The following is a 14,608-nucleotide window of genomic DNA, read 5'->3' as shown; positions in this document are numbered from 1 at the left end:
ATAGCTGAAGCCGCTCTCAATGAGGATTTTGATAGGGTTTGCCCCAAACCCGGCAACCCCTCGAAAAATTCGTTGGTGGCCGTATTGCTACGCATGGTGGCTTGATGATTTTTTAGGAAACTTCAGTACAATATCTGCTTCAACCAGATTTGTTACGTGCATATGGCGCACTGCATTAAAAACGGCCTGATACCGGAATTATCGGATTACACCATGGAAACGTTTTTCGAGAAACAGCTTCCGAATGTCTTGATTGCAAAACTCAGCTCAAGCTATCAAAGCCAACTGAACGCCAAACGTTTTTACGGCACCTATGGCATCAATGCCATCAAGAAGACTTCAACCTGTACGTTCATCAAAACCTATGGACGTTTTCACGATGACGGCAACGGCAAAAGCAAAGGAGAAGTGACACTCGCCGTACTGGCGCCATAAAGACCGAAGCATCGCCTATTTTCCACAAAACCTGAAATGGGTTCGTCCGATTTCAGGAGCGGAAAATGGGCGACGGTTGTTGTCTGCGCGACGGTCCGCGTTCGCTCGCGCTCCAACTTCGACAAAATATCCGGGCCTCCGGCTACGCGGGTGGGACGTCGCACTTCGCTCGTCCGCTTGCGCGGCCTCGTTTTCCTATGCTCCTTCATCGCCTTAGTTCCACTACAATAAATCAACAACCGTTATGTATTCCAGTTCGATTATCACCACGTTACAACTAGCCCCGCCGACCCAAAGAAAGCCGATCCTGAACGACTATATTCGCGAGTTATTGGCGAATTTTCTCGGGATGGATGGACCGGAAGACATAACCCCTAATCAAAGCTTTATCGGACTGGGCACCGATTCTCTACAAGCCGTGGAATTCAAAGCCAAACTGGAATCGAATCTGGCTTGTTCGCTGCGCACGACTTTGTTGTTCGACCATCCCAGGATGGATTTGCTGGTCGATTATTTAATCGACGACATATTGCCGTTAAATCAGACTCTGCCCGAAGAAACCGCGGACGCCGTTGCAATCACTGCGCCGATCGTCGGCAGCGATCCGCTATCCGTTGCCCAGACGCAACCGATCGCCATTATCGGTTTGGCCGGACTATTTCCCGGCGCCGAAAACGCGGAATCGCTATGGGAGAAAGCCATGGCTGGCGAATGTCTACAGCTGGACCCATGCTCGCCGGCACTCGCGTTTGGATACGGCCGTATCGATGAAAGCGGTCCGACCGAAAATACCGGAACTATCGACACTGCCGATCGCCAATTGCAACTGCTCAGTCGGCTCATTTCACAAGTACAGAACGATTACCAAATTACCGAACGGATGCTGTCGGCGCCTATGACCGGCGTTTTCATCGCCGCCCAAGCGATCGCCGACAGCCCTTGCTGCCGCGATGACGGCGGTCAGCCGTATCGAGTCCCCATTGCCAATCAGATATCCTTTCAATACGACTTGAGAGGCCCCAGCGAGGTCATCAACACGTTTTGCACCAGTGTCCACGTCGCGCTGCATCGTGCGGTGCAAAGTATCCGGTCCGGCGAATGCGAACAGGCCGTCGTAGGTGCCGTCAACCTCATAGACGCCGACGAATTCGCGTCCGCGGCAAAGCACGGTCTCTACGATAAGTTGCTGAGCGGCTGTAACCGGACGCGCAGTTTCGGCGAGGAAGCCGACGGTTTCGTCCGAAGCGAAGGCGCGGGCGTCGCTATCGTCAAACCGCTGGAGCGTGCCATAACAGACGGCAACCGGATTTTGGCGATCATCAAAAGCAGCGCGGTGCATCACGGCGGCCGCAGTTATTCGCTGGAAGCACCCAACGTGCAAGGGCTAAAGCACGCCATAACAACCAGCATCGCACAGGCCGGCATCAGCACGGATACGATAGATTATGTAGAAGCTCATGGCATCGGCAATACGCTGGCCGACGCCCTGGAATTGAGCGCGATCAACGACGCTTATCGGCTGCTGAGCGCGACTCCCGATAAAAATTGGTTCGTCAGCAGCGTCAAGCCCAGTATCGGTCATCCGGAGGTCGCATCGGGCATGGCCTCGCTGATCAAGGCCGTCAAAGCGCTGGAGCACCAAGCCATACCGGGCATAGCCGGCCTCGGCGAAATCAATCGCGAATTGCCGATCGACCATGCCCTGATCCTGCAAAACCGATCCACACACTGGCAAAACGGCGCCGGTCCACGCCGGCTAGCGCTCAACAGTTACGCGATCGGCGGCGTCAACTCTCATATCGTGCTGGAGGAATATTGCGGACAAGGAACTGCCGAGGCAGTTTTTATACAGCCGCCGGTTGACTCGACGAAAGTTCAGGCCATGCCGGCCGCGGCGTTGAGCGGCGATGTCGAGGCAACATTAGCCGGCCTGGTCGCCGAGGTGTTCGGCATGGACCTGTCGGAAATCGACCATTCGCTATCGCCTGTGCATTACGGCTTCGATTCGATCCAGGTGGTGCAATTCATCAACCGGTTGAACGAACGGCTGGGCTTGACCGTCAAGGTTGCCCAGGCGATGGGCGCCAAAAACTTCGGCGATTTTTTCGAGTTGCTGGCACGGCAAACGCCTTGCCCGGATAAGGTTGCGCCCGAAGCGCCGCAGACGGCCGCGAGCGTACCGACAGCGCCGCAACCATTGTCGGAAACCCAGAAAGGCCTGTGGTACATCCAGGAAACCTTTCCCGAATCCACGGGCTTCAACGTCCCGCTGATTTTCCGGCTCAAAGCCCCGGCAGATCCCGCCTGCCTGCGTCTGGCCCTGCTTGCGGTGCTGGAAGAGCGCCCGCTGCTGCGCTGCCGCTATCGATATAAAAAGAGCGCAGCCGGAGACGACATCGTGCAAACGGTCGGAATGGCTGCCGACAACCTTGTGATCGAGCATCTGACCCTGCCCGAAAACCAACAGACGGCACCGTTTCTGCGCCGATTGCTGCGGCAGCCGTTCAATCTGGAAACCGATCCGCCGCTACGGCTATATACCGTAGAATGCCCGCACGACCAACGCTACTATGTATTCTTCGTCATACACCACATCGTTATCGACGGGTTTTCCGGCATGTTGTTTGCCAACGAGTTCTGGGACAAATACCATGTCCTGGCCGCCGGCGGTACACCTACCGCACAAACTCCCGACACGGCCTTTTTCGACTTCATCGCCTGGGAACGCGCTTATCTGAGCAGCGCGCGGGCGGAAGACGACCTGGCCTGGTGGAAAAATCGGCTGGCAGGTGTACCGGCGACCATCGGCCTGCCTTACGATACTCTGCCGCAACCCGGTTTGCCCGATCTGGGTATGGGCTGCGAAACGCTGACGCTGAACAGCGCCACGCTGGCCGCACTGAAATATCTCGGTTCCATGCTGAACCAAAACCTGTCGGCATTATTGCTTGGCGTATTCAATATTCTGATTCATCGGTTGAGCGCGGAAGACGATATTGCCGTAAATATGCCGGTGGCCGGCAGGCCGATGCAGCGCCATGAAAATACGATCGGCTGCTACATCAACCTGATGATCGTCAGAACCCAAATCCGCCCGGACGATACCTTTCTTCATCTGGTGAAACAGATCGGCGCAAACCTCGCCGAGGGACTTGATCACGCCCATTACCCGTTTGCCAAGATAATGCCCGAGCTGGGACTCACGTTGTTCAATTCAAGTGAAGTGCCGTTTTCGGTGTCGTTTACCTACCAGAACATCTTCGACGGCATACTCGGAGCAGAAGAGCGGCTGGGCGGCGTCGAGCTGTGCTATGACGTGTATCAGGAAACGATGGATAGCTACATGCTGGAAGTCTACGACTTCCGCGATACGGTAGAACTGCACCTGAAGTACCAGCGCAATTTGTTCGAAACCGCCACGGTCCGCCGCCATCTCAGCTATCTGGAAACGCTGATAGCGGCAATCGCCGAAGATCCCGGCAGGCGCATCGACGAATACGACTGCCTGCCGGAACAAGAGACGCGCCTGTTGTTAGACGGTTTCAACGATACCGCCAGCGAGTTTCCGAAACAGTACTGCATTCACGAACTGTTCGAAGCCCGGGCAGCCCAGGTGCCGGACAACACGGCTTTGATTTTCGCCGGCAGGCAAATCTCCTATGGCGACCTGGCGGAACGCAGCCGGCGCCTGGCGAACTATCTGCAAGCCCAAGGGATGGGGCCGGATCAGTTGGTCGCGGTGTGCATGGATAGATCGGCGGACATGATCGTTGCGGTTCTAGGCGTGTTGGGTGCCGGCGCAGCTTACCTGCCCATCGATCCGCACAATGGCGAGGATAGAATCCGCTATATGCTGACTGACGGCTGCGTAAGCCTTTTACTGACCCAATCCCATTTGCAGCCGCATCTGTCCGACTTATCGACTGACTGCGGTTGCCGGATCCTGGCCGTGGATGACCCTGCCTGGGCCGACCGGATACCCCATACCGCCGAGCTGCACAGCGAGGTCGGCCCGCAGCATCCGGCCTATGTGATCTACACGTCCGGCAGCACCGGAAACCCGAAAGGCGTGCTGATCGCCCACCGGTCTGTGGTAAATCTTTGCCATGCAATGACCGTAAAATATGGCATTACCGACCGAGACAGAATCTTGCAATTTGCCTCGCTGAGCTTCGATATGTCGGTGGAGGAAATCTTTCCCTACCTGCTGGCCGGTGCCGGCATCGTGATCCGTGAAGACGCCGATATCGAAGTGGAAAATTTTTATCGGGTCGTCGTCGACAACGGCGTATCCATACTCAATCTCTCGCCGCAGTTCTACGGCGTGATCGATGCGCTGGAACCGGAGCGGCAACAACTAATGTTCAGCCATCTGCGCTTGATCTCCTTCGGCGGTGAGGCCTTGCCGGATTCGACGCTGCAAGCCGTACAAGACCGCGGCGTCAGAATATTCAACGCCTACGGCCCGACTGAATATACCGTCAATGCCGCAATCGCCGAGATTGGCGCCGGGCAACGCTTGACCATAGGAAAACCGATCGCCAATACCCGCTTGTATGTGCTGGGCAAACATCTTGAGTTGCTGCCGATAGGCGTTGCCGGCGAATTGCATATTGCCGGGGAAGGACTGGCGCTGGGCTATCTGAACAATCCAAACTTGACCGCCGAAAAGTTTGTCGACAATCCGTACGCTCCCGGCAAGTTATACAAAACCGGCGATTTGGCGCGTTGGCTGCCGGACGGCAATATCGCCTATGTAGGCAGAACCGATCATCAGGTCAAAATTCGCGGTTTCCGGGTCGAGCTGGGTGAGATCGAAAATGCGCTTACCGCCTTGCCGGGTGTGAAAAGCGCCGTCGCGATAGTCACAAGGCACCACTCCGGTGGCGAACGGCTGGTGGCCTATTACACGGCCGATGCGGCGGGTATCGATGCCGAGGCGCTGCGCGAGCCATTGCGCCGTTGCCTGCCCGATTATATGGTGCCGGCCGGATGCTTCCGTCTGGAAACCCTACCGCTAACCAGCAACGGCAAGATCGACCGCAAGCGGCTGGAACAGACACAGGTGGAATTCGACGCTGGCGAGCACTATGCCGCACCGCAAACCCCGGTCGAACGGCAATTGGCTCACATCTGGGAACACGTGCTCGACCTGGAACGCGTCGGGCTCAACGACAACTTTTTCGACATCGGCGGTTATTCTCTGCTATCAATCCAGTTGGTACATCAAATCAACCAACAACTGCCGTCCTCGTCAATCGGCATCGTCGACATCATCCAATATCCGACTTTGCGGGAACTTGCCGCCCGTATCGGCGACGCCGGCAGCAAACCGGTCGGTTCGCCCTATGTCGCCAGTCTGCACGACAACATTCCGACCTTCATCATTCCGGGCATGCCGGGATTAAGCGACGGTTACCATCAAATGGCGGTCCACATCGGCGATTGCGGCCCAGTGTATGGCTTACAAATGAAGGGTTACGCCGGAAGCATACCGGCTGGATCGGTGGAGGAAATGGCCGCTCACAACACCGCGCTGATCAGAGACATCAAACGGCGCGGTGCGATCAAGCTCTATGCCCACAGCTACGGCGGAACCGTGGTTTACGAAATGCTCAAGCAGTTGCAAGACACCGAGATTCGGGTCGAAGACGTGGTGTTGATAGATAGCGGCGTTGCCAGCTGGCCGAAGCAAATTGACAAACCCTCGGTAATGTCCTTCTGCAGGATGATTCTTGAGAATGCCGGCATCGATTCGTCCAGCCAGGAGGCGTTCATCGCAGCCATTTTGGAGGACAATCCTTATCCGGCCTGGAAAACCGAATTGGCGAAACTGCTGTACACGGCGATGGGCATCGCCCCCGACTATTTCCTGGATTTATGGAATGTGGTCGAGACATCGCTAGCCGCCGATTACCGCTATCCACACGGTAAATTACCGCACCGGCTGACGCTGATCATCGCCGAGGAGAGTGAGAGCTGGCTGGAGCCGCACTGCTGGGACGATTACTACGACGATGTCAGGGTCGTCCATGCAGGTGGCGGACATTTTTCCGTCGTTACCGAGCCTCATTGCTCGAGATGGCTGAAAGAACTGAAGCTCGGATACCATTTAGGCCCGGAACTTCAGGAAGGATACTACTATGGAGCTTAAGGCCGGATGTTTATGGCTGCTGTGCGGACTGGCCGGATGTACTATGGGACCCGATTACCGGAAATCGGTGCCCGTCGTCCCGGTTCACTGGCAGGCCGAAAAGGACGCCGGCTCGGTTCTGAAACCCGTAACCCCGGAGAAACTGAAGACCTGGTGGAAGAACTTCGGCGATTCGCGGCTGGATCGACTGATGGAACAGGCGCTGACCGGCAACCTGGACCTCAAGATAGCGCTGACGCGCATCGATCAGGCTCGCGCCGATCGCCGTTCGATCCGGGCGGAGCTTTTTCCGCAGATTGATATAACGGCGGGCGGCCAGCGTCACCAAAACCTTTCTCCCATCTATGCGCGCGGTGTCCGCTTCAATTTGTTCGAACTGGGTTTCGACGCCCTGTGGGAAGTCGATTTGTTCGGGCGCCTGCAGCGACGGCTGGAGGCCGCAAGCGCTGATCTGGAAGCGGCGGAGGAAAAGCACGCACAGGCGCTGGTGACACTCACGGCCGAACTGGCGCGCTCTTACGTGGAATACCGCAACCTGCAGAACCAGCTGCGGATCACCCGCACGAATCTGCAAACTCAACAACACACACTGGCGCTGACCGAGAGATTATTCAATGAAGGCGTCGGTACGCGGCATGACGTAGTGAGGGCGCGGGCTCAGGCAGAGAATACAGAGGCGCAGATTCCCACTCTTGAGGCTGGGGTGATTGCCGTGTTGCGGCAACTGGAAGTGCTGATAGGTCGGCAACCCGGTACGCTGGCAGCCTATTTGGCGGAGCAGGGCGCCGTACCTACGGCACCGGGACGGGAGTTACTGGCGTCGCCTGCAGCGACGATCCGCTATCGCCCCGACCTGCTCATCGCCGAACGCCGGCTCGCGGCCGCTACCGCCATTCACGGCGCGGCCATTGCGGAACTGTTTCCGAAAATATCACTGTCGGCCTTTTTGGGGCTGCGCAACACCGACATCGAAAGCCTGTTCAAGTCAGCAGCCTTCTCCTACAGCACCGCTGCCAACCTCATGCAGCCCCTGCTGAACTTCGGCCGCATCCAAGCCGGGATCGACCTGGCTAAAGCCAATCAGAAGGAAGCGTATCTTGCTTACGAAAAGGCGGTGCTCGAAGCGCTTCGCGAGACAGAAACCGCGCTGACCCGTTACCTGAAGGAGGAAGTGCGACGGCAGATATTGGGCCGATCGGTGGAAGATCAGCGCGAATCCGTGCGGCTTTCCCAACTGCGCTATGGGGAAGGCATCATCTCCTTTCTTGACGTGCTAGACGCCCAACGCGCTCTGTATGCCGCCGAAATCGAGCTGGCCCGCTCCGAAGCGGAGGCTTCCACGAATCTGATCGCCTTTTACAAGGCGCTGGGAGGCGGCGCGAACGCTACGCCGCTGGAAATCGCACGGAAGATATCATGAGCAAATGGATACAATCGGCATGATCCTCGTCAGATTCTGGCTTTCCGTCAGGAAAATTTCTTGGAAAACAGCACCGGGGCCGCTTACCACAGCGAGGCCATCAAGACCTGAGGCGAAAAGCCCGATATCTTTGGATCGACCAATACAGCAGAAATATTATCCATGCGCGGGAGCGGGGTAAGCGTACTGCCGGCGACATCCTCGTGGAATGGCTGTATACGTTAGATTTCGGCTTTATCGGGCAGCGTAGTATTGTAATCTCAGGCCGGGTGCTATTGACGCTTTATGTGACAGGTGTCATCCGTTGGCCGCTAATCAGGCCATACCATTATTCTATGGATTTATACCGCTCCTGTAAAAAAGGTGAACAATAACAAACAGCGTTAAATCAGCCAGACAATCTCCGAGCCTAAATCAAAAAACTATGTCATATGCCTTATTCGGCTACGGGCATATGACGCAATCTTTTTCAGCATAATTCTCAAGTTATTGATATTTATAACAACAAAACTAGGCACAGATATTGCTTTAGTATTATGAAGTCACTCCTTTTTAATCCTGTTTTGCGCATCCGATGTCCGAACCCAAACACAGATTCCTGCACAACCTCTTCCTGAAACATGCCCATGAAGTCAGCGCCTTTATTCGTGGGCGCTGGCCCAGAGAGCAGAATGTTGACGACATCATGCAGGAATCGTTTTTGCGCCTGTCGCAAGTCCCCAATCCTGAAACCATCCTTAATCCGCGCGCCTTTCTGTTCACAACCGCGTCCAATATGGCTGTGGATCGCCATCGCGTCGGCGAAAAACCCGCGAGCGTTATATTGAGCCGGAAGCAGACATTGACAATCTGGCGAACGACCATTTTTCTCCTGAGCGCCATTCGGAGGCATACGAAGCACTTGAGCGGTTTAGCGAATGGCTGGATGAATTGCCTGAGCTGCACCGGCATGCCTTTGTTTTGTACCGCATCGAGGGTTGTTCGCATGCCGAAATCGCCGTGCGCCTTGGCATTTCCGTGAGTTCTTCCGAGCGCTATGTAAAACATGCCATGCAACATATCGGTGTGCGTCTTAGTAAATTGTGACGATAATTGAGGCGTCGAACGTCTATAGTATGATTACGTTAAAATGAACCGACTTAACAAAACCGACAAGGCTATAAATCAGCGTGAAAACAACCTCGCCATTCTCCGAGCTATTGCAAACACAGGCTGTTGATTGGCTGCTGCGCATCCGTTCGGAAAATTGCACTGAGACAGAGCGCTATGCTTTCAATAGCTGGCTGGAAGAAAGCGCCAGCCACCGTCAGGCCTATGAAACGGTGCAGGCGCAATGGGAATGGATGGAACCGTTCAAAGCCATGAGTTTTCCCGCACGGGATGCGGCATTACTCTACCGAGGCAAGTCGCCTCGCCGCTTGTTTATATACAGTACTGCCGCCTCATTATTGCTGGTTCTGGGCTTAGCCACCTTTTCGCCGAACGGCTGGTTAGGTTTCCCGCAAACCTATGTTGCCGAAAAAGGCGACCGTCAAACCATCACCTTGGCCGACGGTTCCAGTATTGAACTCAATACCGAAAGCGAAGTGCGCGTCCATTTCAATCATTGGCGCCGTAACGTCGAAATGATCAAAGGCGAAGTTTTTTTTACCGTGGCCCACGATGCCGAACGCCTGTTTGAAGTACGCGCCGGCAGCGGACGCATCCGCGACATCGGCACCGCGTTCGAGGTCTATATCAAACCTGAACAAGTCATCGTTGCCGTACAGGAAGGCATAGTAGAAGTGCAAGCCCTCAAAAAGCGTGAACTGACTGCAGGGCAACAACTGGCCTTTAACGACAGTGGTGAATTCCAGGCACTGCAAGGTCAGGATGTCGCAGGGCTCACCGCCTGGCGGCAAGGCAATCTGGTGTTTCGCAACCGTCCCCTCGACGACGTACTCGCCGAAGTAGGCCGTTACCACGACACCCGCATCCGCTTGCAGAATGAAACTTTGGGCAAGTTGCTGGTTAGCGGCACATTTCATACCGCCGAACTGGGCGACACGCTTAATGCGATCACAGCCATCCTGCCGGTTAGCATCGATCATGTCGGCGAACATGAAATCGTGCTGAAATCGGCGGTATCCATTTACAGATAAAACGCCGCACAAAAAATCTCACAAAAATAAATTCAAATTCCTGACGATTTTTTTAAAGTCATGCGTCTATTCCTTATGAACATACATAACAAGGGAGCAACGGATAAATGACATTAAAGATGAAACGGCTTACCGCAGCTATTTTGGCAACTATGGCAGGCACGGCCTACGCAGAGCAACAACAAAAACATCACTTCGACATCCCCGCGCAAGCGCTGGGCTCGGCGCTGCAAACGCTCGCCGCACAATCCGGCGCACCGATGCTTTATGCCGAACAGACGGCGGCGGGCAAGCACAGTCCACGGTTGAGCGGCGACTACACCACTGCCGAAGCGGCGGATAAATTGCTTGCCGATAGCGGCCTTGTTCACAGCGTCGCCGAAAACGGCACGGTGACGGTTAAACCCGCCGAAAGCACAAGCCCCGCTACGTTAAAGCCAATGACGGTCATCGGGAAGCCAGAGGATGATCCAAGGGCTTACACAGTTACCAAAGCTTCTTCTGCAACCAAGACCGACACACCTATTAAGGAAACCCCGATGTCCATCCAGGTCATACCGCGCGCGGTAATAGATGACCAGCAAAACATTACCGTGGAAGAAAGTTTACGCAACGTGAGCGGCGTGGTTCCGCGCCTTTCGTCCAGCACGCCCAATTTTGAGCCGACCCTGATTCGCGGGTTTGCGGCGCGGCAGTTTATCGACGGCTTCAACCAATATTTAAATTCCGGAGACCAGGGCAGCATGGTCAATATCGAGCGGATTGAAGTGTTGAAAGGCGCCAACGCGGTACTCTACAGCGGCGGCAACGGCTCCCCGGTGGGCGGGATGATCAACCTGGTTTCCAAGCTGCCGCAAAAAGAGGCGTTTTATGAGATAGGGGTTAAAGCCGGGCTGTATGACTTTGCCCAGCCGTTCGTGGACTTGAACCAGCCTTTCAACGACAACATCCTGTTTCGTTTCACGGGTGAATACACGACGCATAACAGCAATATCGACGTGCTCGACACGGACCGGTTCAATCTCAATCCTACCTTGACCTTCACTAACAACGATGACACCAAGTTCACGTTGCAAGGCAAGTTTTCGAGATGGGAGCAGCAGGATTACCAAGGGTTGCCGGCGACCGGCACCGTTGCGGGCGATTTCAGGATCCGGCCCGAATCGTTCCTGGGCCCGCAGGATATCGAAAAAAGCAATTCAGAATTTTACGGCGTCTGGGCTACGCTGGATCACCAGTTGAACGATATCTGGTCGTTTACCGCCAAGGGCCGGTATTCACATTCCAAACAGGATGCCTTCGCGCAAAATCTGGTCGGCAAAGGCTTTAGCTTTGGGGCCGATCAACCGCTGATTTCTCCTTCAACATGGGGTTTGGCCAATAGCGAACTGGCTCAAGAACAGGAAGAAAAGAGTGTTCAAACTTATGCTACGGCTAAATTCGATCTGGGCCCGACCAAGAATACAGCGTTACTGGGTGCCGATTTTAGCGAGCTGGATGACGACGGCTTCATGGATTTCAAATTTCTTCCCGCCTTTGTCAACTTGGCCGATCCGACCTTTTCGGTTCCTTACAGTCGTCCAGGCGCGCGTCAACAAACTCAATTTACCAGAAATACTAATTATGGCGGCTATATTCAGCTGCAAAGTACGCTGTATGATCGCCTCCACCTGCTAGCCAGCGTGCGCAGAGGCAATGTGACTACCGATTTTATAAATACGGCTTCCGGGGCAAAATTCAATTCCGATGAGGGGCGTTTTCTGCCCAACGTCGGCGGGCTTATTGACATAACGGATGAGTTTTCGCTGTTTGTCGACTATAGCGAAGGCATGCGCGGTCAGGGCGGAGCCAATTATGCTTCGACGCCCAAGCCTGAACTCTCCAATCAGATCGAGGCCGGCGTAAAGTTTGATATTGCCGAGCAGCTGACAGGACAAGTTGCGGTTTATCAAATTGATCGGAAAAACGTCAGAGTCACGGATTTTACCGATGCTCAATTCCGGTCGGTAACAAAAGGGCAGCAGCGTTCGACGGGTATTGAGACGGATATGACCTGGCAAATTAACGATAGTTTGAGTCTGTTAGGAAATTATGCCTTTACCGAGGCCGAATTCACCGATGCTTTAGCAGGGGTGCCTGATGGGAACCATTTACCGGGCGTTCCGAAACATTCCGGCCGTTTCTGGGCCAATTATGCTTTTCATGATCCGATGCTGGAAGGATGGAGTGTAGGCTCAGGAATCTATGCGCAATCAAGCACCTATTTGGCCAAAGACAATCTTTACCAAAACGACAGCTTTTACACGGTAGATGCAGACATCGCCTATAGAAAAAAAGCTTACAAACTTGGCGTCTCGATCAAGAATCTGACTGACAACGACTATTTTCAACGGTTGAATTACTTCGACACTCGCGTGACGCCTGCTCAAGGAACAACAGTCTATTTCAGCGGATCAGTGACCTTTTGACGTTTTTTGTAATTCCTGATGGCTACCCTTTAGTCATCGGGACTCGCATTAATACCACAGTTATCATTGGGAATATTTTATGGACCGACGACAATTTACCAAGTTAGCATTATTTGCTTCTTTCCTGGCCCCCTTGGGAAATACCATAAAAGCAGCCGAAAGCGATGAACAGAGGAAAAACCTGGCCAAGGCGGCTTCCTTGAAGGGGCATAAAGCTATGATGGACGCCCCGGGCGTAAAAATGGTTGGGAATGAAAAAATTGCGATGCTTTTATACCCTGGATTTTATGCGCCGGATTTGATTAACCCGCAGTTTTTATTTAACGCCATGATGGGTGCCGAAGTGTGTTTGATTTCTCCTACCGACGACTTGACTCCAGTGGAGTGCGGTGGCTTTTCAATTGTTCCGACGCATAGGCGGAGCGAATGTCCGGATAAACTGGATGTTTTATTTGTTCCCGGCGGTGCAACCGGGACACTGGAAGCAATGAAAAATAAGCCGTTTATTGACTTCATTAAAACTAAAGCGGCTGATTCCAAATATATCACCAGTGTATGTACGGGCAGTTTATTACTCGGTAAGGCAGGCCTGTTAAAAGGCAAAAAAGCCACTTCGCATTGGACTACGTTGCAACTATTACAGGAATTCGGTGCCATACCCGTAAAACAGCGAGTGGTCTGGGACGGCAACTTGATTACCGGGGGCGGCGTAACCGCAGGTATTGATTTCGGCTTAGAAGTTGTTGCTGCACTGCGCGGAAAAACGTATGCCCAAACGATTCAGCTTGAGGCAGAGTATGATCCGGCTCCGCCTTATGATTCGGGTTCACCTGAAAAAGCCGATCCATTCGTTAGAGATAATCTTAAAGGCATATTTGCGCCCCTGGTCGAGAATTTCAGGCTGGCAATTTAATGTTTTAATCACCTGTATGGTTCGGAATTTACACCTCCGCCCCCTCGCTATAGCGCTGCAATACTGGACGTAGACGATCCAACTATCGGCACGGCAGGGAAGTGTTCACCCACTGGCAATAGCCGCTGTATTCCGGGCAGACGTTCGGTATGACAGGTCGTATTCTGGTATTTTTGTCAGGACTTGCCTGCCCGTTGTTGTTTGTTGCCGGCGTGAGTCGCTGGCTGCAAATACGACGGGCAAAGCGTACAAAACGAAGTTGATGATTGTTATGGGTACAGTTAACAACCAAAAATATTTAATAGTTAACGTGAGAATGCTTCATGGTTGAAGCGTCTTATAATCGAACGGACAATGCTGTTCGCATCTACCAACCGTGTAAATTCAGGTTATGAGATAATCCGGTCCACCTTAATCATTCTTTAATTTAATGAGCTTATCCTTGTACAAGCTGACAAAATTTACCTGTTTTTTATAGCTACTTAATTTCACTACAATCGGAGTCTCTTTAACAATGAAAACGAAAATTGCCCTATTTTTAGGGCTGCTGTCTATTGCCAATGTGAGTTTTGCTGAATTAAAGATTGGCTTTGTTAATATACCTTCCGTTCTTGAGAAAGTTCCCCAAGCTGAAAAAGCCAAGAAACGTCTGGAACAAGAGTTTTCACCGCGCGATAAGCAATTGATTGCTCAACAAAAAGAAATCGAAAGTATGGCAGCAAGAATATCCAAAGATGCTGCTGTGATGGGTAAATCCGAGCAAGCTAAATTGGAAAAGGATATTTCAAATAAGAAAAGGGAGGCACAAAGAGCACAACAGGAATTTAGCGAAGATTTTAATGTTCGTCGTAATGAAGAATTGGGTAAATTGCAAAATCGTATCGTTGAAGTTATCCGGGGTATAGCCAGAGATCAAAGCTTTGATATGTTACTCACCGATGGCGTTATTTATGCCAATGAACAGATTGATGTTACGGCTCAAGTTCAACAAAAATTAGTAGCCCAGCCCAATTAACTGATGTTTACCGTCAGTCTTTGGGGCTGACGGATATGGCAAACCCATCGTAAAGGTGATCG

At 53.1% G+C, this 14,608-nt stretch carries 7 protein-coding genes and 3 pseudogenes; all 10 read left to right on the top strand.

Annotation, left to right across the window (positions count from 1 at the left end; genetic code table 11):
• Positions 1-129: 129 nt before the first annotated feature.
• Positions 130-435, top strand: a pseudogene (locus RW114_RS13810) (FcoT family thioesterase); the annotation flags it as partial.
• Positions 436-679: 244 nt separating this feature from the next.
• Positions 680-6,589: an amino acid adenylation domain-containing protein gene (locus RW114_RS13805; protein ID WP_340123336.1), complete on the top strand. Its 5,910-nt coding sequence runs from the start codon at positions 680-682 to the stop codon at positions 6,587-6,589.
• Positions 6,579-8,009, top strand: coding sequence for an efflux transporter outer membrane subunit (locus RW114_RS13800; protein WP_340123335.1), 1,431 nt, complete (start codon positions 6,579-6,581; stop codon positions 8,007-8,009). Before RW114_RS13805 ends, RW114_RS13800 begins: the two co-directional genes overlap by 11 nt.
• 574 nt (positions 8,010-8,583) lie before the next feature.
• A pseudogene (locus RW114_RS13795) lies at positions 8,584-8,745 on the top strand (RNA polymerase subunit sigma-24); the annotation flags it as partial.
• A gap of 86 nt (positions 8,746-8,831) precedes the next feature.
• Positions 8,832-9,095: an RNA polymerase sigma factor gene (locus RW114_RS13790; protein WP_340123339.1), complete on the top strand. Its 264-nt coding sequence runs from the start codon at positions 8,832-8,834 to the stop codon at positions 9,093-9,095.
• A gap of 83 nt (positions 9,096-9,178) precedes the next feature.
• A complete protein-coding gene (locus RW114_RS13785; protein WP_340123334.1) occupies positions 9,179-10,150 on the top strand; it encodes a FecR family protein in 972 nt (323 codons plus the stop codon).
• A gap of 107 nt (positions 10,151-10,257) precedes the next feature.
• A complete protein-coding gene (locus tag RW114_RS13780; RefSeq protein ID WP_340123333.1) occupies positions 10,258-12,618 on the top strand; it encodes a TonB-dependent siderophore receptor in 2,361 nt (786 codons plus the stop codon).
• A 79-nt stretch (positions 12,619-12,697) separates the two neighbouring features.
• Positions 12,698-13,531, top strand: a complete 834-nt coding sequence (locus RW114_RS13775) for a DJ-1/PfpI family protein (RefSeq protein WP_340123332.1) — start codon at positions 12,698-12,700, stop codon at positions 13,529-13,531.
• A gap of 45 nt (positions 13,532-13,576) precedes the next feature.
• Positions 13,577-13,794: pseudogene (locus tag RW114_RS13770) on the top strand (PepSY domain-containing protein); the annotation flags it as partial.
• 251 nt (positions 13,795-14,045) lie between these two features.
• Entirely contained in the window at positions 14,046-14,546 is a 501-nt protein-coding gene (locus RW114_RS13765; protein WP_340123331.1) for an OmpH/Skp family outer membrane protein, read from the top strand.
• Positions 14,547-14,608 lie beyond the last annotated feature (62 nt).

This window comes from Methylobacter svalbardensis (assembly GCF_037671525.1).
Classification (GTDB): domain Bacteria; phylum Pseudomonadota; class Gammaproteobacteria; order Methylococcales; family Methylomonadaceae; genus Methylobacter_A; species Methylobacter_A svalbardensis.
The sequence above is the reverse complement of the archived record's forward strand: the minus strand, read 5'-3'. Positions and strand labels throughout refer to the sequence as shown.